The organism is Microbacterium maritypicum (genome assembly GCF_041529975.1).
GTDB lineage: Bacteria > Actinomycetota > Actinomycetes > Actinomycetales > Microbacteriaceae > Microbacterium.
The window spans coordinates 293,847-311,265 of sequence record NZ_CP168030.1 but is presented as its reverse complement, the minus strand read 5'-3'; the positions used below and the strand labels follow the sequence as shown (position 1 = coordinate 311,265).

Below are 17,419 nucleotides of genomic sequence, written 5' to 3'. Positions count from 1 at the left end.
CGCATCATGCCGTCGCCGCAGACTCTCGCCACCCTTCGCGCCTTCGTAGCAGAACGGGACTGGGACCAGTTCCACTCGCCTGAGAACCTCGCCAAAAGCATCTCGATCGAGGCTGGCGAGCTTCTTGAATGCTTCCAATGGTCCCCGGCGTTCGACCAGGAACAGGTAGAGGCGGAGCTCGCGGATGTTGTCACCTACTGCATCCACCTCGCGAACAAGATCGGCGTTGACCTCGACGAGATCGTCGTGAAGAAGTTGGAGTCGACGAAGGCGAAGTACCCGGTGGAGCTGGCCAAGGGCCGCATGACGAAGTACACCAAACTTACCGAGGCGCCGGAGTGACAGATTTCAGCATCCAGCGCCTTCCTTTCCGCCGTGACGCTGTTGATACGTGGGCGCGCGACGATACCCGGCACACGAACTGGCCGGTTGTATATGTGATCGAAGGCGACGCCCAGCGCAGTTCGCCCGGGCTCTACGTCGGTGAGACGGTGAGCGCCGCTACACGGATGCGTCAGCACCTCGCTGGTTCGAAGAAGAACGAGTCCCTTGAATCGATCCGCGTCGTCGTGGATCACACGTTCAACAAGTCAGTCTGTCTCGACCTTGAATCGCATCTCATTCGCTGGTTCTCGGGCGACGGCCAATACCGCATCCTCAATGGCAACGACGGTCTGACAGATGCTCAGTACTACGACCGCGCCCTCTACCGCGAGTCGTTCCGCGATGTATTTGAAGCGCTGCGAGCAGAAGGACTCTTCTCGCGCAGCATCCCCCAGATCGAGAATTCCGACCTCTTCAAGCTCTCGCCCTTCAAAGCCCTGACCGACGACCAAGGCATCGCGATCATGGACATCCTGGAGGGGTTGCTCGAAGACCTCCAGGACCCCGGCGCTCGATCAACGCTCGTAGTCCAAGGCAACCCGGGTACTGGCAAGACGATCATCGCGATCTTCCTGATGAAGTTGCTCGCCGACATCCGCGATTACGACGACCGCGACGGGGTCGAGCCAGACTCGATGTTCTCGGAGTTCTTCGTCCCCGAGAATCGCGAGCTGCTTAAGACGCTTCGGATGGCGCTCGTGATCCCGCAACAGTCTCTGCGGATGTCGGTGAAGAAGGTCTTCAAGAAGACTCCCAAGCTCGATGCTGCGATGGTGATGTCGCCGTTCCAGCTCGGTGAATCGGACGTGGCTTACGACCTCGTTCTCGTCGATGAGACCCACCGACTCGGGCAGCGAGCCAATCAGGCGTCGGGGGTGCAGAACAAGAAGTTCCGCGAGATCAACAAGGCTCTGTTCGGTAGCGATGATCCTCGCTACACCCAGCTCGACTGGATCAAGGCTCGCAGCAAGCATCAGCTCCTGCTCGTCGACGGGGAGCAGAGCGTGCGCCCCCATGATCTTTCTCCGGCGGCGCTCAGCGCCGAAATCAGTGGGTCCAAGGACGCGCATCGCTTTTTCCTTCTGACGACCCAGATGCGCGTGCAGGCTGGCGCCGACTACGTCGAGTTCGTCCGCGCCCTCCTGCGAGATGAAACGCCATCGCTCCCCGATCTCGGTGAGTATGAACTCCGGCTCTTCGACGACCTCGGACAGATGCGCGATGCCATCCGACAGAAGGATGCCGAGGTCGGACTATCCCGCCTCGTCGCAGGCTACGCGTGGGATTGGGTGTCGAAGAAGAACCCGGACGCATTCGACATCGAGCTCGATGGCCAGCGAATGCGGTGGAACGGTACGGATAAGGACTGGATCAACTCAAAGGGATCACTCGAAGAGGTCGGCTCGATCCATACCGTTCAGGGGTACGACCTGAACTATGCCGGCGTCATCATCGGACCGGACCTCCGCCTCGACCCGGCAACCGGACGAATAGTCGCTGATCGCGAGAGCTATCGGGACAAGAAGGGCAAGGAGAACACGGGGCACCTGAAGGATGCGTTCGGGGACGACGATCTATTGACGTTCATCCGGAACATCTATGGGGTGCTGCTGACGCGTGGGATGCGTGGAACTTACGTCTATGTGTGTGATCCAGCACTGAGAGCGCGTCTGGCCGCGGCGCTCATCCGCTAGTTCCATCCCCGCCAAACCGCTCCCCCGAACTAACCTGCTGCGCCACCCGCCGCAACGCCAACAACAACGGTTCCACCAACACCGACCCGAGCACTACGTACCGCACCGCCGCTTCCGCAGACTCCCCCGGCACCCCGGCGATCTCCGCATCCGCAATCCGCCGCATGCTCGCGAGGTACTCCGCCATCGCCGCATCCGGAACGGTGAACCCGACGCGCTCCAACCCTTGCAGCGCCCGCGCGACCGCATGAAGCACCGCCTCGTCACACATCCCCGGCTTCCACCCGAGCCCCGCGACAAGAGCCTCAGCGTCCGTCAGATCCAAAGACTCATCCACCGGCGGAGTGATCGCCGCATGCGCCATCCCGAGCAGGTTGTGCGCGTTCTCCGGCGGCTCATCGAGAGCGGCCAACACGCGCCGCGTCTCGGCGATGCTCACCCCCGCATCGAGCAGCGCCCGAATCACCCGCAGCCGCTCCACGTGCGTCTCGCCGTACGCGGCCTGGGTCGGTGAACTGCGCTCTCCCTCGGGCAGCAGCCCCTCGCGCAGGTAGTACTTGATCGTCGGCACGGTCACGCCGGTCTGGGCTGACAGTTCGGAAATTCTCATGGCCACCTCTTGATTTCGATAGTAGCGCTATCCATTATGGATAGTGAAGCTATCTAACTAAGGAGTCATCATGTCGAAAGTCATCACGGGCCGCACGACCCACCGCCACGAGGGCGAGCTCGTCGTGTTCCACATCGGAATGCAGATCAACCGCTGGTGGCGCCCCGACCTGTGGATGCCAGCCTTCTTCGCCATGCCGGGGATGCTGCGCGAACTCAGCACCGACCCCGACTCGGGCATGCTCGGCTACCACCTGCTCTTCGGCTCGGGCGGACCCTACGTCGTGCAGTACTGGTCGTCCGTCGACAAGCTCTACGCGTACGCGTCCAGCCCGAACCAGCAGCACCGCCCCGCCTGGACCGCCTTCAACCGCGCAGCCCGCAAGGCTCCGGGAGCGGTGGGCGTCTGGCACGAGACCTTCCGCGTCGACACCGCCGAGAGCGTGTACGTCTCGACGAAGCCGATGGGCCTGCCGAAGGCGACGGAGCTCGTCGAGGTGCCGCGTCGTCAGGACCGGGCGCAGGCGCGGTTCGCGGAGGGGCGGACGGCCGTGAAGAAGTCCGAGCCGGCCCAGTAGGACGTTTCGGTCGCCGCTGCACGCTTGCTCACCCTCCGACGACCGACTAGAGGAAACCCATTACCCGCTCACCATGCCCACCGATCGTCCTCACGACTGGATCTTCGACACCTGACCTGTTCGCGCGCCCGCTCCCGATGCTTACCGGTGGGGTCGCAGGCGGCCGATGCGGTAGGCGAGGTGCTCGGTGGCTTGGCGGTAGATCATCATCGCGGCGAGTAGCGCCGTGGTGGTGCTGCCGAGGCTCATCGATGAGAGGACGTAGAGAGTCCCATCCTGGTTATCGAGCGGCTGTCCGTGTTGGCTTGTGTCCATCATTCGGAGGGGTGATGGATGCGTGAGCCCTGAGATGAGCCGCCAGACCGTGGGAGCCGACGCGCCAGGGAGGTCGAGGTGTGCGGTGGCTTGTTCGATGATGCGCTCGTATCCGGGGAGGCCCTCTGAATACTCGTCTGGGGCGATCTTCTCGCGAGTAGCGATCTCGCGTATCTGGGTGAGGTGGCGTCTCTTGCGGGCTACAGCGTTACGGATGGCACGTTGAGCCATCGAACGGCCTTCGGGAGTGTTCTGGTCTGCGATGCGCGCGGCCGCTTTGACGAGTGGTAGGTCCCACTCGATGTCCGAGGTGCGCGCCTTCAGGAGACGCGTGATGCGTTCGCGCTGATTGTTGGGCTGGAGAAGCCAAAGGGCGGTTCCTGCGGATTCCATTGCGCTGCGGAGGAGGGGAAAGTGCGCGGTAATGCGGTGCTCTAGTTGGCCGTCGGGCAGCAGCAGCTGCTGTGTTGAGGCGAGGCTGTCCGATGCCATGGCCATGCACGAGGCCACGAAGTGGCTGAGGTGCAGCCAGGACGTGCGGGAGTCGTCGTCGGCGAGCTCAGCGTTGGGCTTGGGCCGCAACTGGGCGATCTTGGCGTACCTGTCGAGTAGCGGTTCGATCTGTGTGAGTCGACGGGAGAGCTCCTCTGATGCTGCAATCTCGGCGACCTCTGTGACAGGCAGCCGTTGGAGGCCTCTCGGCGCGTTGGGTGTGCCGGTCATGAGGCTCATCCTGCCAGGGACCAGCAGGTCCGGCCCGGAGTTGAGGCGTTCACGCCACCCGCGGATGTTGCGGGGTCTGCAGGCTGCCGACTCTCGGCATGTGAGGTACCCCCATCGGGACTTCAGCTTCCGCTACTGTCAGCGCATGACCGTCCTTTCAGTGGAGATAGTCGAGGTTGTCCCCCAGCGAAGACGCGGCCACTGGTATTACTTCGAGCACAATAGTGAATTCCGAGCACCCTGGTGGGGTCGCGATCAGTCTTCTGGCAGCGAATACCGTTGGATCTCTATCAGTCGAGGCGCCGTTGAGGTGGCTCGGTGCAAGTTCTCTCTATATGTTGATTCGCCTTACGAAGCAGCGTTCGGCTCGATGGCCGACGGCCATCTGGACATCCTCGCCCTCGAGGTCGCACGTTCGCAGCGGCGTATGGGTATCGGCCGTGCGACACTTCTGGCGCTCCGCCAGAAGTACCCGAAGCAGCGATTCACCTCGCTGAACGACAACGCGACCTCCCGTGGTTTCTGGGACAGCGTTGGCTGGGTTCGCTATGAGACCTCGCATCCATTGCTCTCGAAATCGGAACGGGTGAACTACTCGGAAGTCTGAAGTCAAGCTTCTGCTCCTTCCCGCTTGACCGCGGGTAGGCTCTGCGCACGAGCGAGCCGAACGCCGAGCCCTCCCTGCCTCAGCAGCGGCTACTGGTGTCCGTCGCGCTAGCGGTGATAAGCGACGGGATCTTCTGCACGCACCCGATAGAGTGCCGACATGTTCCCGGACACTCCCCCGCCTGCTGGCTCTCCGATATCTACGTTCGAGGGCTCGAACGGCGAGACATACTCCCTCAAGACCATCGACGCCAAGGAGTGGATAATCAACGGCCCGCCCGGAATCGGGACCCAGATTCGACGCCTGACGGAGCCCGAGTCGGGATTTTCGTTCTTGCGCACGGACGGCAAGAACCCTCAAGCGGAGCACGTCAATGCGTGGGCCGATATCGCCGCATTCTTCTGACCGTTGCTCCGATAGAGTGCTGGCGTGAAAAGGCTTACGTATCTTGCCCTTGCCGCCACCGCCGCGTTGGCGCTCACTGGGTGCGCTGGCGAAGAGCGTCCCAAGGCCGCGTCCCGGGCGTGCGACGATGCGTTCGCCGTTGCCAGCACGGCGATGAATAAGCACTATGCGACCCACCCATTCTTCGGCGCGGAGTACAACGCCATCTATGCCGACGGTGCAGTCTCCGACGATGAACAAGTGGCTCTTGACGCGATGATGCTGGACGAAGAAGCCAAGTTCGTGGCGCTCGTCGATCCGACCTACGATGCCTGCAGCGGAGTCGAAGATCTCTACGCTGGCGCGTTCGCCCATCGCGACGACGCCGATTGGGCTCTCCTCGACGTTGAGTCGATGAGTAGGTCCGAGATCAAGTCTGGATTCGTCATCTCCCACTGCTACAAGAACGAAGCGCGCCCGGCCTGCGCCGACTTCGTCGCCGAAGAGTGGGATTAGGTCCCTAGACGCCGCCCGCCCGGGCATGCGTGCTGCAGGGATCATGTCGCCTCCTGGAACGAAGAAGGCCCCGACAATGCGGGGCTGGGCGTGCGAGATTGAGCTTTCATTGGCTCCTTCCGACGGACTTCTGTCGGCACCCATGGCGCGGTGCTCCCGGTCCAGGCATGTCGGCGGGCGCTATGGAAAGCGATAGCGTCGTACAGGCAGAGTGGGGTCGATCAATGAAGGAGCAACAATGACGATCTTCGAACCTTCCGCTGCAGGGGAATGCGTGGCGAAGGCGATGATTTCGTGACGACTCAGCGTGTCCGCGGCACTGCGCTCGAGCGCGCGATCGTCGTGGCGATGATCCTCGTCGGCGGCGCGCTACCGGTCGCCGCCAACGCGCCCGTGTTCCAGGACGTCGTGTGGGTGTTCTGGCTCACAGGCCTCGTACTCATCCTCGGAGCGTTGGCACTAGTGCTGCACATCATCCGGCGCGAACGACGCTCCCGCGAAGCCTGACTCCGGCTCCCGGAACCGTCCCGCCCTCACTAGCGGGGCGGGTCACCGTTCGCCTACTCCGCAATCCCCCGCAGCAACCGCACCACCGTCTCCTCCACCCGCTCCGCACTCAATGGCTGCCCGATCAGCGCGGAGTACGACGCCATCGCGATGAACTGGTCCGCGATAGCGGCAGCATCCACATCCGCCCGCACATCCCCGTCGGCACGCCCGCGCGAAACCCGCTCGGCGACCCACTCGCGGATCGGCGCCGCCAGCCGCTCGTTCAACACCAGTCCGAGCTCGGGATCGGCCGCCGTCACCCGATTCGCCCGTTCCGCAATTCTCGCAGCAACTCGCGGCATCCACGTCGGCCCGCACACTTCGCCATGCCAGGGATGCCGCGCGAACTGAGCACCGACACCGACTGGGGCTCGCTTGGCTACCACCTGCTCTTCGGCTCGGGCGGACCCTACGTCGTGCAGTACTGATCCTCCGTCGACAAACCAGGAACACCGCCCCGCCTGGACCGCCTTCAACCGCGCAGCCCGCAAGGCTCCAGGAGCGGTCGGCGTCTGGCACCAGACCTTCCGCGTTGACACCGCCGAGAGCGTCTACGTCTCGACCAAGCCAATGGGCCTGCCGAAGGCGACGGAACTTGTCGAGGTCGGACGGCGTCAGGACCGGGCGCAGGCGCGATTCGCGACGAGGCAAAAGGCGCCAGAAGACGAAGCAAGGAACGAAGGAATCGCGACACCAGCCCACACGACTACGACCTGCCTCCTAGTACACCCAGGTGGTGACCAACCAGCCGTTCGCTAGCTCATCACGCTCTCGATCAGCTCCTGAAAGTCTGTCGCCTTTACGGCTTGAACGTCGTGCAGCTCGCCATCGACGAGGCGAGCCACGCCCGCCGTGTGTCGATCTCGATCTACGACTGCGATGACTCGCACCCCAGAGACAACCTCGTGTTCCCACGCCCACCAGGTCCCCGGGTTTTGATCTGGCGGCGCCGAGATCGTGAAGTAGTTTGCCTTGCCGTTGATCTCCACAATTGAAAGCTCAGCCGCACTGGCGATACCCCGAAGTATGAACTTCCCCGGAAGCCGCCGAAGTTCCAATACGATCGGCTCAGAGTCCGACCGACTGACCCAACGTCCCGACACAGTCTCAAGTAGGTAGTTCGCGATGTCTCTCACGGTCTTCGCAAATTTCGCGTCGCCGTTGTGCGTCGTGACCGATTCCCAGGCGTCTCCGAGATCGACGTTCCAGGTTTGAAACTCCTCCGGTCCAGTCAGGCGAAGCGCCCACACGCCGGCAAATCGGTTGGCAGCCTCCGTGATGGATTCACGATCGCTGAGCGGCTCGCGGGATGGCATTTGCATCACGCCAGAAGTTTTTGCCAGCCGCACGCGGACCATTACCCGCTCGATTCCTCGCAGCCACTTTGGCCGCTGCAGGGCCTCTGCGACCAGCACCGCTTTGACTAGCACGGGGTTCGCTCCAGTGCGCATGCACTCCTTGAAGAGCCAGTCGAGCGCTTCAATTCCAACATCGCGTGTCGCGCGATCCACGAAGTACTCTTCGCCATAGACGGGAGCGCGCTCGCTGCGTGGACGAATGACGGCAACGGCGAACCCACCGATGCCGGCAACTAGCAGTCCCGACCAAAGGGCTGACAACAGTTCATCTGGAGGCGGCACAAGAGCCGCCCAGCTTGGCGCGCTCCAGTGGGCGAGCAAAACAATGCCCGCAAGCAACAGCGCCATCAAGAGGTGGTATGCGGCGTAGTTCGCCTCGCCCCACTTCCGAATCAGTCCCTCCAGCACCACCCGCCCATGTGTCAAGGCGACGCTCACGAACCACATCACCCCTGCGGCGAGCCAACCGTTTCCGCCCACGCGCTCAACCGTCACAATGCAAGTCGCGGCGAACAGATATGTGGGGATGCACCGATAGGCTGCAAACCTCATCCAGGTCTGCTGCGACGACAGCCCAAAAGTCTGAGTCATTCCGAGGTACCGCTCGGGCCATCGCCACTCAACTGCGCGATAGGTGCCGTACAACATCGCAGACCCAAGTAGGGCAATCCACACGGAGTCCCACACGCTCAGCCAGCTCATGATTTTGCCTGTCTTTCAAGAGCTGCGTATCCAGGTGCAGCGCACGTCTCCTTTCATACCGCACACCAGGCAATGCGAACGCACTCCAACGTCAATACGACCTCGGGAGTCGGGGATTTGGGCGTTGGCGGACAGAGCCTGGGTTGGACCTTTTAGCCCGCCGCAATCCCCCGCAGCAACCGCACGACCGTCTCCTCGACCCGTTCCGCACTCAACGGCTGCCCGATCAACGCGGAGTACGAGGCCATCGCGATGAACTGATCCGCGATCGCGGCAGCATCCACATCCGCCCGCACATCCCCGTCGGCACGCCCGCGCGACACCCGCTCGGCCACCCACTCGCGGATCGGCGCGGCCAGCCGCTCGTTCAACACCAACCCGAGCTCGGGGTCAGCCGCCGTCACCTCGATGAGCGCCCGCGCCAGGGCCACGCCCTCGGGCCGAGCAAGCCCGTCAGACATCGCCGAGAACCACGCGCGCAGATCCGCCCCGAGGTCGGCCGTCATCGGCACCGCGACATCCGCCCCTGGCACTGATCCTTCGAGCAGCGCCTCGCCGAGGATCGCGGCCTTCGACGGCCACCACCGGTAGATCGTCTGCTTCGACACCTCCGCCGACTCGGCGAGACCCTCGATCGTCACGGCCTCGTACCCGTCTGCGGCGAGCGCGCGCCGCATCGCCTCCAGCACGGATTGGCGGGCTTTTTCACTACGAGGACGGGGCACCTTTCGAGCGTACTCAGGCGTACACTGGAATATAAGTAGACGCACCGTTGCGAAACTCGAACAAGGAGAAAGAGCATGGCCCTCACCGCACACTCCACCATCGGCGACTGGATGAACGACCCGACCGGCGGGCCCCTCATCCGCGCACTCTTCGAGCAGACCGGCGCCGACCCCGAACTCCTCACCCCCGTGCTGGGCCTGCCCCTGCAGCAGCTCGTCGCGATGAGCCAGGGCCAGCTCCCGCAGTCGGTCGTCGACGACCTGGTGCGCGCGGCCAACGGCGGCGAGATCCCCGAAGACGACGAGTCCGAGGGCTGGAACGAGAAGGTCACCTCCGGCCGCTTCGCCGGCAAGACCGTGATCGTCACGGGCGCCGCCTCCGGCATCGGCAAGGCCACCGCCTCGCGCATCGCCCGTGAAGGCGGACGCGTGATCGCCAGCGACATCGCCGCCGAGAAGCTCGACGCCCTCAAGGCCGAGCTGCCGGATGCCGACATCGTCACGGTCGCCGGCGACCTCACCAAGCAGGACGCGATCGACGCCGTCATCGCCGCCGCGGGCGACCGCATCGACGGCCTCGCGAACGTCGCCGGCATCAACGACGACTTCTCCCCTGCCGGCGAGACCCCGGATGCCGTCTGGGACCGCGTCATCGCGATCAACCTCACCGCTCCGTTCAAGCTCATGCGCGCGGTCATCCCCGTCATGGAAGCTGCCGGTCGCGGCGCGATCCTCAACGTCTCGAGCGAAGCGGGCCTGCGCGGCAACTCCTCCGGCAACGCCTACACAGCCAGCAAGCACGGCATCATCGGCGTCACCAAGTCGGCCGCCTTCATGTACGGGCCGAAGGGCATCCGCGTGAACTCCGTCGCCCCGGGCGGCGTCGCCACCGGCATCCCGATGCCCCCGAACATGTCCGAGTACGGCTCCGGCCGCCTGGCTCCGTTCCAGCAGGCGATCCCGACCGTCGCGACCGCCGAGCACCTGGCGGCATCCATCACGTTCCTGCTGTCGGACGATGCCGTGAACATCAACGGCGCCATCCTCGCCTCCGACGGCGGATGGTCCGTGCAGTAAGCCGCACCCGCGAAACCAACGCCCCCGCCGACCCGAACGGCGGGGGTGTTTCGCGTTCCGAGGCAGGCTCTTTCGGCACGCCCCGATGACTGCCGTGCCCGCCTCGCGGCGGAGCGATGTCTACGAGTAGGTCAAGCCGAAGAAGGTGGACCCGAGCATGAGGGTCAGGACGGCGACGATCGCGCTGACGGCTCTCACCCACGCCGTTCCGCGGCGCACGGCGACCACACCGGAGAGGACCGCAGCGATCATCGTCGCGAAACTCAGGTAGCGGATGGTGAGATCCGGCAGTGCCGCCGCTGTCGCGATGCCCGCAAGAAGTGCGAGAGCGGCAGCGACCGCTGGGACCACGAGACGGCTCCCCACGTGCGGTCGGGTGCGGATGACCCCACTCCTCTGCCCTGAGACACTCATGCTCACTCCCCCCATCAGCCTGACAATCGACGCGGCCAGGATCCCATGTCGTCGGCGTGGTGGCAACAGTTTCGGGAAGGCCCCCACACAGCAGGGCCTTCGTGCACCTGAGACCCGGGGCTCAGCGTCTGGTCGTGAGGACCGCCGCAGTCAACGCAGCTGCGGTCAGGCCCAGGGCTCCCACCGCGAGCAGAACCAGCCCGGCGGGCCACACCGCGAGCATGATGACGTCGTACATCTCATCGCCCGCCGGCGTCCACTGCTCGATCGCACCGGTGTTCGTGAGCGCGATACCGACGATCAGCGCCACCAGCGGGAGACCCCAGGCGAGCATCCACGACAGGCGCCGCACGGTCGTCCGCTGGGTGTCCTCCTGCGATGCGCGAGGAGTCTGAGCACTCTCGACCGAACGCTCTTCCGCCGAACCCTGTTTCGCATCCATGCCTGCACCCTATCGACCCGGATGCAAGGGGGCCGAGGCCTGCACTCGTCGCCCCTACACTCGACCGCATGCTGAAGCTCGCATCGATCGTGATCCGCGTGAACGATCTCCCCGCACAGGCCCGCTTCTGGAAAGCCGCCCTCGACTACGTCGAACGCGACCCGGCGGAAGACGACTGGGTCGTGCTGAAACCCCGCGACGCCGACGCCCCCTGCATCGCCCTCGACGCGCATCACTCCGAACGCGTGCTGCCGCCGCGCATCCACCTCGACATCTACGCCGAGGACCAGGCCACCGAAGTGCGCCGCCTCACTGAGCTGGGCGCCCGCGAGGTGCACTGGGACAACCTGCCGGTCGACGCGGACTACGTGATCATGGAAGACCCGGAAGGCAACCGGTTCTGCATCGTCGACCGCCCCGACTGGTCGGGATGGGAACGCGCGCGCGACTGACAGCCGCTCACTGCCTCACACCCGGACGAGCGTCTCCGCCATCTCGACCAACTCGTCCATCTCGCAGAGCAGCCCCGAGGCATACGCCCGCCGCCACTCCTCCGCCGTGAGTCCCTCGCGCACCCGGCGGCGATACAGCTCGAAGTCGGCAGGCTCGTTGGCTCGAGGGTCGAATCCGTAGCGCCGGCCGATCGCATCGACGGCTCCGATGATCCGCGCCCCCGTCGCATCCGCACCGAGCGCGGCCGCCGCCCCCGCAGCAACCGACACGGCGATCAGGAGCGACACCGGATCACCACCGGTCGCGCTCCGCCGCACCGCGGGCAACAGAGCGGCCATCGCCGCCGCCCCCTGACGCAGGTCGAGCTGAACCTTCGCGGCCACCACCGGAGCCATGAGCATGACCCACTCGTGACCGCATCGCGACGCGAGCGCCCCGGCACGACCCAGCAACTCGATCGCCTCCCGCGATCGCCCCGACGCCCGCTGAACCTGGCCAGTGATGAGAAGGATCATCGCCGCCGCCGCATCCGGCATCTCATCGACGTCGGCGAGCGCGACCGCCACCTGGGCCACCGGGTCGCCCGCCGGCTCCGGACTGAGCGTGAGGAGGTAGGCGGAGAACGCCGCAGCGAGCCGCCGCAACGCGCGATCTCCGGAAGCTTCCGCCGGTGCCCGCGCTGCCGAGATCCATGTCGCCGCCTCAAACATCTGACCCAGCTGATACGCGAGGAACCCCCTCGTGAGACTCAGCGCCGCCTCGAGAGACGGAGTGGCCGACAGCGCCGACGCCCGGCGCACCATCTCGAGCAGCTCCTGCTGCCTCCCCGCCCGCACGCCGAACCAGAGCAGACCCCCGGCGATGGTCGCCGCGGTCTCCCCGTCGTCGGCGAGCACCGCGGAGTCGAACGCGGCCACGACATCCGGCCACTCGATCCGCAGCCGAGAGATCACCACCCCGGATCCCTCGGCCGTCAGAGCGACGGATGCCTCCGCAGCCTGCGACGCGAACCATGCGCGATGCCGCCGATGCCACTGCTCATCCAGAGTCTCACCGCCCGCGGCGGCCCGCCGGATGAGCGGAGACACGCGGAAGACCGGCTCCGCCTCTTCCTCCTCCGCTGAGACGAGCGAGAACGACACGAGCTGATCGAGGTCGCGATCACGCGGCCTCTCCCCGCACACGGCCGCGGCGGCACCGCGGGTGAACGGCGCCGCGAACCCGGCGAGGCTGCGCAGAGTGTCGCGCTGCTCGCTCGTCAGGAGCGCCAGCGAAGACCGCAGCGCCGCAGCCAATGGAGGTTCCCCGGCTTCCTCCGACCGGTCGATCTCGCGCAGCATCGAATCCGCAACCTCCGCGAGCGGCATCACCGCCGTTCGCGCGGCAGCCAGTTCGATCGCCAGCGGCAGCCGACCCAGCATGTCGACGACCTGCAGCACAGCGACGGCATCCGCCCCGCGCGCTCCCGGAGGGAGCCTCGTCTCGAACAGCTCCTGCGCATCCTCCGCAGGAAGGGGATCGACCCGCAACACACTCTCGCCCGGAACTCCGAGGGTCCGCCGCGACGTCGACAGCACCGCGATTCCGCGGGCCCGCGCGAGCACAGCCACCGCGACGGATGCCACCTCGGCGCTTGCCCCCTCCGCCCCGTCGATCACGAGGATGCCGCGCCGGTCGGCCAGATGCTCAGCGATCGCCTCCGGCGCCGCATCCGGGGCACCGACGGCAGACGCGATCACCTCGGCGACGGTCGCATCCGGTTCGCCTCCGACATCGACACCAACGCCGACGTTCACGAACCAGATGTGGTCCTCGCCGGCGACCGCATCACTGCCCAGCCAGTCGACCGCGAGCCTCGTCTTGCCCACGCCCGCTGCGCCCGTCAGCGTGACGAGGCGCGCGACATCGAGCGCGGCCGTCAGCGCCGCACGCTCCTCCCGACGCCCCACCATCGGCGCGATCGGCGCCGGCACACCGAACATACGACCTGCGGGCACCGCGGCATTCGACACCGGGTGAGCTCCACGGCTGCGATCACGCTCCGACACGGCACCTCCGCCCAGGCGCGCCAGCGCTCGATCCCCCGCGTCGGCCCGCGCCCGCGCCGTGTGCAGCAGAGCCAAGACGTCGTCATCATCGGGATGAGCCGCGCGCAGACCCTGCAGCGTCACCAGCGCCCGCGCGTTGTCGCCGGCATCCAGGTCGGCACGAACGCCGAGCAGCCGAGCCCGATCGACGGCGGTCCGGACCCGCACCCGCGCGAGGGCAGCGAAGGGTGGATCGCCGATCCCCTGCAGCGGCGAGTCCCGCCACCGCAGCAGCAGCGAACGCACCTCTTCGGAGTCGGACGGGATGACCCCGGCCTCGGCATCCTCCAGCGTCCAGAGGTCGACCTGCATCCCGGGATCGTCGACGAGACGGTAGCCAGCCCGCCCACCCTCGAGCCAGGCGCCGAGAGGCGTCGCACGCAGTCGTGACATGTACGCCCGGGCGGTCGTCCGCGCCTGCGCGGGCGGCTCGGCCCACAGGTCGTCGATGAGGTCTTCCAGAGCGACCGGCGCTCCGCGTTCGAGAGCGAGCCGAGCGATGACGGCGCGCGGAAGCGGACCCCCGACCGGCACCCGCTCGCCGTCGACGGACGCCTCGATCCGGTCGAGAAGCTGCACGCGCGCGGTGGCCACAGCCGATCATTGCACGAACGTTGCACTCGGTCGAGAGCCAGGATCGAGGCATCCTTCGAGCCCGAGGCTGGAGACATGAATCACACAGATGCCCCTGTTCAGACCCGGTTCCGCACCTCGCTCGGCGACATCGCAGCGACCGTCATGGGCAGTGGCCCCTATGCGGTTCTCTGGCACGGCATGTTCGTCGACGGCGACTCCTGGGGTTCGGTCGTCGAGGCACTCGCCCCGCACCGGACGCTCGTCGTGCTCGACGGCCCCGGTTACGGCGCGAGCACCCCGTTGTCACGGGTGAGTTCGATCGAGGAGTGCGCGGAAGCCGGCGCGCAGATCATCGAGCAGCTCGGGGGAGACGGACGAGTCGACTGGGTGGGTGCGGCCTGGGGTGGTCACGTGGGGATGACCATGGCCGCGCTCTTCCCGGACACCGTCCGCTCACTGGTCGCGGTGAGCTCGCCGGTGGAGCCGATCGACCCGGTGTTCCGGATCAAGCTCATCATCGCCAACCAGATCCTCGCCCACTTCGGGCCCATCGCCCACCTCCGGCACGTGATCCACGATGCCCAGCTGATCCCGCCGCACGCGAAGGACCGATCGATGACTGCCGTCATCGATCACGCCCTGAACCGCGCCCCGCGTCGCAGCATCGCCGCCACCGTCACATCGTTCATCATCAACCGCGGCGATGCGTCGCACCGCCTGCCGCGGATCACCGCGCCCACCCTGCTCATCACCGGCGACGACCGCGGCGAATGGACGCCCGATGTGATGGATGCCGCAGCCAGCCGGATCCCCGACGCCAGGACCCTCGTCATCGAAAGCGCGCGCACCCTCGTGCCGGTCGAGCAGCCCGCAGAACTCGCGGCAGGCATCGTGGACTTCTGGCAGTCACTCGATGCGCGTTGATACTGCCGGCGTCCGATCCCGCTCGACGACCATCCGCACCACCGTGCCGACGACGCCGATCACGAGCGCCACGATCACCGGCTGCCACACCTCGGCGAGCACCATCGGGAACACCCCCACCGACGCCCTCATCATCTCGGGAACGTCGCCGTCGAGCACCCGCATGCCGAGTCCGTACTGGATCGCCGTGAACAGCGCCGGTACGACCCACACCGCGAGGAGACCGACCACCCAGACCACGATCCGCCAGGCCGGCCGCACTCCACACCACACCAGCGCCGCACCGACGACGATCGCCGGCAGCCAGGGCGACAGATAGGGCAGGAACACCGGCGGGAATGCGTCGCCTGTGACGGCTAGGAAACAGCGGCCCACCCAGTTGGCGAACGGCACCGCCGCGAGCACGACACCGAGAGCGACCACGCCGACCGAGCGCCGCGACGTCATCCAGCAGCCCAGCTGCGCGAGGAGAATCGCCGCGATCACCCCGCCGAGGAGACCGGCGAAGTACAGCATCACTCGACTGTCACCCCCGCGACCGAGCCCGAGCCCTCCGGCCAGCACCGCGAAGCTCTGCACCACCGCGATCACGTGCACGAGCAGCACCCCGAGCGCCGCCGGCCACACGGCGACCGCGCGACGGCGCGCCACGAAGTGCACCGCGAACCCGGCGAAGACCCCGCCGAGCAGCAGCACCGAGAAGAGCAGCGTCGCGAAGTACTGACTCAGCGGCAGCAACACGAACGGCATGTCCTCCGGCATCGTCGCCGACGCCCAGAGGTTCTGCAGCGGAAGGATGCCGCCGCCGATCAACCACGGCAGAATCCCCAGCACACCCCCGCCGACGCCGATCGCGAAAGGCAGGGCGCGAGCGCGCGCATCGACGAGTGGCGATATTTCGGTCATGGGGAGACGTTGGCATACGGATGCCGACCGCCGTGGAAGGCGCGACCGAATCCGCGAGCAGACGACGACGCCCGTGGCCCGTCAATCCGGCTGCGACTGCGCCCGCTGCTCCGGCTGCTGCTCAGACTTGGCCGGGTCGCCCGTCTCGCGCCATCGCCTGCCGATGCGAGGTGAGTGCCGCCCGCACGGCCGAGTAGATCACCAGCCACGCGATGAGGATGCCGATGAGGATGAACGCGAGGTTCATGAGGAGGAAGGGGAGGAGCGAGTCGCCGAACATGGCCTCAGGATGCCGCAGTCTCGCCACCCCGTGCGTCAGACTCCCCGCATCCGCTGCACAGCCGCCCGCACCAACGCCGCATTCCCCGGCGCACTGCTGCCGTCGGGAAGCAACAGAGTGTCTTCCAAGCCGATCCGCGAATCCAGGCCGAGCTCGACCGCGAGGTCGAACACCGGCCACGTCGAGCCCTCTTCACCGTGCAGCAGGACGGGCAGGTCGGGCCCCTCGAGCGACACGTGCGCGATCATCCCCTCGGCATGCTCGCGCACGGTCTCGGCCGGCTCGTCGGGCAGCTCGATCAGCACGCGCAGGCACCGGTCGCGCACGGGCGAGCGCTTCCACACCTCGAAGCCCGCCGCATCCCACAACCCCGCCTCGACCGCCACCCCACGCCGCAGCAGCAGGGCCGCCACCTCGTCGGCACCGGATTCATGCCAGTTGACGGATGCGTGGTCGGGCAGCTCCGTCCACGACTCGATCGCCGCCAGACGACGCTCGATGTCGGGCTCGGCCCACTCGCCGGTCGTCACTCCGACCGGCACGCCCGGCGCGGCTTGACGGACAGCCCACACCCACCGGGCCACATCGTCAGCGGCCAGGCTGTCGCGCCCCGCCGCATCCTTCGGGTGCACATGCACCTCGCGCGCACCGGCGGCCACCGCCCGTGCGGCATCATCGGCCACCACGCCGGGGTCGAGACTCAACCACGGATGCTCCGCCGGATCCCTGGCGCCGTTGACACATGCCTGCAACAGCATCCGCCCCTCGGAACCGGCTGCGCGCGCACCCTCGGACGGCACGCTCATCCGATCAGATCGCGCGGGTGCCGCTCGTACGCGCTCTCGTCCCTCGAGGGACCCTCTTCGGTGCGCACCGTGTGCGCGACCTGGCGCGCCATCGCCGCACCACGAGCGGCCTTCACCGCATCGGCCTCGGTCTCGAAGCTCGCGCCCAACGTCTGCGATTCACCCTCGATGCGGTTGAACCAGATGCCATTGCGATGGAAAGTCTCGATATCACCTGCGGCCATGCGGGATCCCTTCTCTCGACTCCCTTTCTACGGCACACGACCGACACCCGCAGAGCCCCTTGACACCCTCCGCAGACGTGTCCGAC

General features: G+C 66.3%; 22 protein-coding genes and 1 pseudogene. 11 read left to right on the top strand and 12 right to left on the bottom strand.

All coding sequences use genetic code 11. From position 1 onward, the window contains the following. The first annotated feature begins 6 nt into the window (after nt 1–6). Both ACCO44_RS01500 and ACCO44_RS01495 read left to right on the top strand, forming a co-directional pair. A complete protein-coding gene (locus ACCO44_RS01500; protein WP_372467983.1) occupies nt 7–342 on the top strand; it encodes a nucleotide pyrophosphohydrolase in 336 nt (111 codons plus the stop codon). Next, nucleotides 339–2,078 (top strand): DNA/RNA helicase domain-containing protein, encoded by a 1,740-nt coding sequence (locus ACCO44_RS01495; protein ID WP_372467981.1) that lies wholly within the window; start codon nt 339–341, stop codon nt 2,076–2,078. The genes ACCO44_RS01500 and ACCO44_RS01495 overlap by 4 nt, the downstream gene beginning before the upstream one ends. Here the strand turns inward: ACCO44_RS01495 and ACCO44_RS01490 are convergent. Then, on the bottom strand, nt 2,068–2,688 hold the full coding sequence (locus tag ACCO44_RS01490) for a MerR family transcriptional regulator (protein ID WP_372467980.1): 621 nt from the start codon (nt 2,686–2,688) through the stop codon (nt 2,068–2,070). The two genes, ACCO44_RS01495 and ACCO44_RS01490, sit on opposite strands and share 11 nt — an antisense overlap. A 70-nt stretch (nt 2,689–2,758) precedes the next feature. Between ACCO44_RS01490 and ACCO44_RS01485 the strand changes: the two genes are divergently transcribed. Next, nucleotides 2,759–3,265 carry a DUF4188 domain-containing protein gene (locus ACCO44_RS01485; RefSeq protein WP_372467978.1) on the top strand — a complete coding sequence of 169 codons (507 nt, stop codon included), beginning with the start codon at nt 2,759–2,761 and terminating at the stop codon, nt 3,263–3,265. A 141-nt stretch (nt 3,266–3,406) separates the two neighbouring features. Here the strand turns inward: ACCO44_RS01485 and ACCO44_RS01480 are convergent, their stop codons facing one another. Further along, nucleotides 3,407–4,303, bottom strand: coding sequence for a hypothetical protein (locus ACCO44_RS01480; protein ID WP_372467977.1), 897 nt, complete (start codon nt 4,301–4,303; stop codon nt 3,407–3,409). A gap of 145 nt (nt 4,304–4,448) precedes the next feature. Here ACCO44_RS01480 and ACCO44_RS01475 point away from each other — a divergent pair, with 145 nt between their 5' ends. The 4 genes from ACCO44_RS01475 (at nt 4,449) to ACCO44_RS01460 (ending at nt 6,317) form a co-directional block, all read left to right on the top strand. Further along, a complete protein-coding gene (locus tag ACCO44_RS01475; protein WP_372467976.1) occupies nt 4,449–4,910 on the top strand; it encodes a GNAT family N-acetyltransferase in 462 nt (153 codons plus the stop codon). Nucleotides 4,911–5,069: 159 nt separating this feature from the next. After that, nucleotides 5,070–5,315, top strand: coding sequence for a hypothetical protein (locus ACCO44_RS01470; protein ID WP_372467975.1), 246 nt, complete (start codon nt 5,070–5,072; stop codon nt 5,313–5,315). Between the two features lie 24 nt (nt 5,316–5,339). Beyond that, a complete protein-coding gene (locus ACCO44_RS01465; protein WP_372467973.1) occupies nt 5,340–5,810 on the top strand; it encodes a hypothetical protein in 471 nt (156 codons plus the stop codon). Nucleotides 5,811–6,104: 294 nt separating this feature from the next. After that, nucleotides 6,105–6,317 (top strand): hypothetical protein, encoded by a 213-nt coding sequence (locus ACCO44_RS01460; RefSeq protein WP_372467971.1) that lies wholly within the window; start codon nt 6,105–6,107, stop codon nt 6,315–6,317. 53 nt (nt 6,318–6,370) lie between these two features. Here the strand turns inward: ACCO44_RS01460 and ACCO44_RS01455 are convergent, their stop codons facing one another. After that, nucleotides 6,371–6,619, bottom strand: a complete 249-nt coding sequence (locus ACCO44_RS01455) for a TetR/AcrR family transcriptional regulator C-terminal ligand-binding domain-containing protein (protein WP_372467969.1) — start codon at nt 6,617–6,619, stop codon at nt 6,371–6,373. A 241-nt stretch (nt 6,620–6,860) separates the two neighbouring features. Here ACCO44_RS01455 and ACCO44_RS01450 point away from each other — a divergent pair. Continuing rightward, nucleotides 6,861–7,118 (top strand): annotated as a pseudogene (locus ACCO44_RS01450) (hypothetical protein); the annotation flags it as partial. Here ACCO44_RS01450 and ACCO44_RS01445 read toward each other — a convergent pair. Together ACCO44_RS01445 and ACCO44_RS01440 are read right to left on the bottom strand one after the other, a co-directional pair. Then, the gene (locus ACCO44_RS01445) at nt 7,115–8,419 is read right to left on the bottom strand and encodes a hypothetical protein (RefSeq protein ID WP_372469457.1); all 1,305 of its coding nucleotides are present in this window, start codon (nt 8,417–8,419) and stop codon (nt 7,115–7,117) included. The pseudogene ACCO44_RS01450 and the gene ACCO44_RS01445 overlap by 4 nt on opposite strands. 152 nt (nt 8,420–8,571) lie before the next feature. After that, nucleotides 8,572–9,144, bottom strand: coding sequence for a TetR/AcrR family transcriptional regulator (locus ACCO44_RS01440; RefSeq protein WP_372467967.1), 573 nt, complete (start codon nt 9,142–9,144; stop codon nt 8,572–8,574). A 75-nt stretch (nt 9,145–9,219) separates the two neighbouring features. Between ACCO44_RS01440 and ACCO44_RS01435 the strand changes: the two genes are divergently transcribed. Next, entirely contained in the window at nt 9,220–10,221 is a 1,002-nt protein-coding gene (locus tag ACCO44_RS01435) for an SDR family NAD(P)-dependent oxidoreductase (RefSeq protein WP_372467964.1), read from the top strand. Between the two features lie 120 nt (nt 10,222–10,341). On the opposite strand, the gene ACCO44_RS01430 is transcribed toward ACCO44_RS01435, so the two are convergent. Both ACCO44_RS01430 and ACCO44_RS01425 read right to left on the bottom strand, forming a co-directional pair. Further along, entirely contained in the window at nt 10,342–10,572 is a 231-nt protein-coding gene (locus ACCO44_RS01430; RefSeq protein ID WP_372467963.1) for a hypothetical protein, read from the bottom strand. A 184-nt stretch (nt 10,573–10,756) separates the two neighbouring features. Beyond that, nucleotides 10,757–11,077, bottom strand: a complete 321-nt coding sequence (locus tag ACCO44_RS01425; RefSeq protein WP_372467962.1) for a hypothetical protein — start codon at nt 11,075–11,077, stop codon at nt 10,757–10,759. A 68-nt stretch (nt 11,078–11,145) separates the two neighbouring features. Between ACCO44_RS01425 and ACCO44_RS01420 the strand changes: the two genes are divergently transcribed. Then, complete coding sequence (locus ACCO44_RS01420; RefSeq protein ID WP_372467961.1) at nt 11,146–11,529, top strand: VOC family protein; 384 nt, start codon at nt 11,146–11,148, stop codon at nt 11,527–11,529. Nucleotides 11,530–11,544: 15 nt separating this feature from the next. Here ACCO44_RS01420 and ACCO44_RS01415 read toward each other — a convergent pair whose 3' ends face one another. Further along, complete coding sequence (locus tag ACCO44_RS01415) at nt 11,545–14,211, bottom strand: hypothetical protein (protein ID WP_372467959.1); 2,667 nt, start codon at nt 14,209–14,211, stop codon at nt 11,545–11,547. Nucleotides 14,212–14,286: 75 nt separating this feature from the next. On the opposite strand from ACCO44_RS01415, the gene ACCO44_RS01410 reads away from it, so the two are divergent. Beyond that, nucleotides 14,287–15,117 (top strand): alpha/beta fold hydrolase, encoded by an 831-nt coding sequence (locus ACCO44_RS01410; RefSeq protein ID WP_372467957.1) that lies wholly within the window; start codon nt 14,287–14,289, stop codon nt 15,115–15,117. Here ACCO44_RS01410 and ACCO44_RS01405 read toward each other — a convergent pair. From ACCO44_RS01405 to ACCO44_RS01390, 4 genes are all read right to left on the bottom strand, one after another. Then, a complete protein-coding gene (locus tag ACCO44_RS01405) occupies nt 15,100–16,023 on the bottom strand; it encodes a hypothetical protein (protein WP_372467956.1) in 924 nt (307 codons plus the stop codon). The genes ACCO44_RS01410 and ACCO44_RS01405 overlap by 18 nt on opposite strands. 121 nt (nt 16,024–16,144) lie before the next feature. Further along, complete coding sequence (locus tag ACCO44_RS01400) at nt 16,145–16,303, bottom strand: hypothetical protein (protein ID WP_372467955.1); 159 nt, start codon at nt 16,301–16,303, stop codon at nt 16,145–16,147. A 35-nt stretch (nt 16,304–16,338) separates the two neighbouring features. Beyond that, complete coding sequence (locus tag ACCO44_RS01395; RefSeq protein WP_372467954.1) at nt 16,339–17,109, bottom strand: 3-keto-5-aminohexanoate cleavage protein; 771 nt, start codon at nt 17,107–17,109, stop codon at nt 16,339–16,341. Further along, a complete protein-coding gene (locus ACCO44_RS01390) occupies nt 17,106–17,333 on the bottom strand; it encodes a DUF2188 domain-containing protein (RefSeq protein ID WP_372467953.1) in 228 nt (75 codons plus the stop codon). Before ACCO44_RS01390 ends, ACCO44_RS01395 begins: the two co-directional genes overlap by 4 nt. Between the last annotated feature and the right edge of the window lie 86 nt (nt 17,334–17,419).

Excerpts from the sequence above, each read along its gene's own strand:
- ACCO44_RS01500 (WP_372467983.1), top strand. The coding sequence starts at position 7 with ATGCCGTCGCCGCAGACTCTCGCCACCCTTCGCGCCTTCGTAGCAGAA.
- ACCO44_RS01490 (WP_372467980.1), bottom strand. The coding sequence starts at position 2,688 with ATGAGAATTTCCGAACTGTCAGCCCAGACCGGCGTGACCGTGCCGACG.
- ACCO44_RS01485 (WP_372467978.1), top strand. The coding sequence starts at position 2,759 with ATGTCGAAAGTCATCACGGGCCGCACGACCCACCGCCACGAGGGCGAG.
- ACCO44_RS01480 (WP_372467977.1), bottom strand. The coding sequence starts at position 4,303 with ATGACCGGCACACCCAACGCGCCGAGAGGCCTCCAACGGCTGCCTGTC.
- ACCO44_RS01475 (WP_372467976.1), top strand. The coding sequence starts at position 4,449 with ATGACCGTCCTTTCAGTGGAGATAGTCGAGGTTGTCCCCCAGCGAAGA.
- ACCO44_RS01470 (WP_372467975.1), top strand. The coding sequence starts at position 5,070 with ATGTTCCCGGACACTCCCCCGCCTGCTGGCTCTCCGATATCTACGTTC.
- ACCO44_RS01445 (WP_372469457.1), bottom strand. The coding sequence starts at position 8,419 with ATGAGCTGGCTGAGCGTGTGGGACTCCGTGTGGATTGCCCTACTTGGG.
- ACCO44_RS01435 (WP_372467964.1), top strand. The coding sequence starts at position 9,220 with ATGGCCCTCACCGCACACTCCACCATCGGCGACTGGATGAACGACCCG.
- ACCO44_RS01425 (WP_372467962.1), bottom strand. The coding sequence starts at position 11,077 with ATGGATGCGAAACAGGGTTCGGCGGAAGAGCGTTCGGTCGAGAGTGCT.
- ACCO44_RS01420 (WP_372467961.1), top strand. The coding sequence starts at position 11,146 with ATGCTGAAGCTCGCATCGATCGTGATCCGCGTGAACGATCTCCCCGCA.
- ACCO44_RS01410 (WP_372467957.1), top strand. The coding sequence starts at position 14,287 with ATGAATCACACAGATGCCCCTGTTCAGACCCGGTTCCGCACCTCGCTC.
- ACCO44_RS01405 (WP_372467956.1), bottom strand. The coding sequence starts at position 16,023 with ATGACCGAAATATCGCCACTCGTCGATGCGCGCGCTCGCGCCCTGCCT.
- ACCO44_RS01400 (WP_372467955.1), bottom strand. The coding sequence starts at position 16,303 with ATGTTCGGCGACTCGCTCCTCCCCTTCCTCCTCATGAACCTCGCGTTC.
- ACCO44_RS01395 (WP_372467954.1), bottom strand. The coding sequence starts at position 17,109 with ATGAGCGTGCCGTCCGAGGGTGCGCGCGCAGCCGGTTCCGAGGGGCGG.
- ACCO44_RS01390 (WP_372467953.1), bottom strand. The coding sequence starts at position 17,333 with ATGGCCGCAGGTGATATCGAGACTTTCCATCGCAATGGCATCTGGTTC.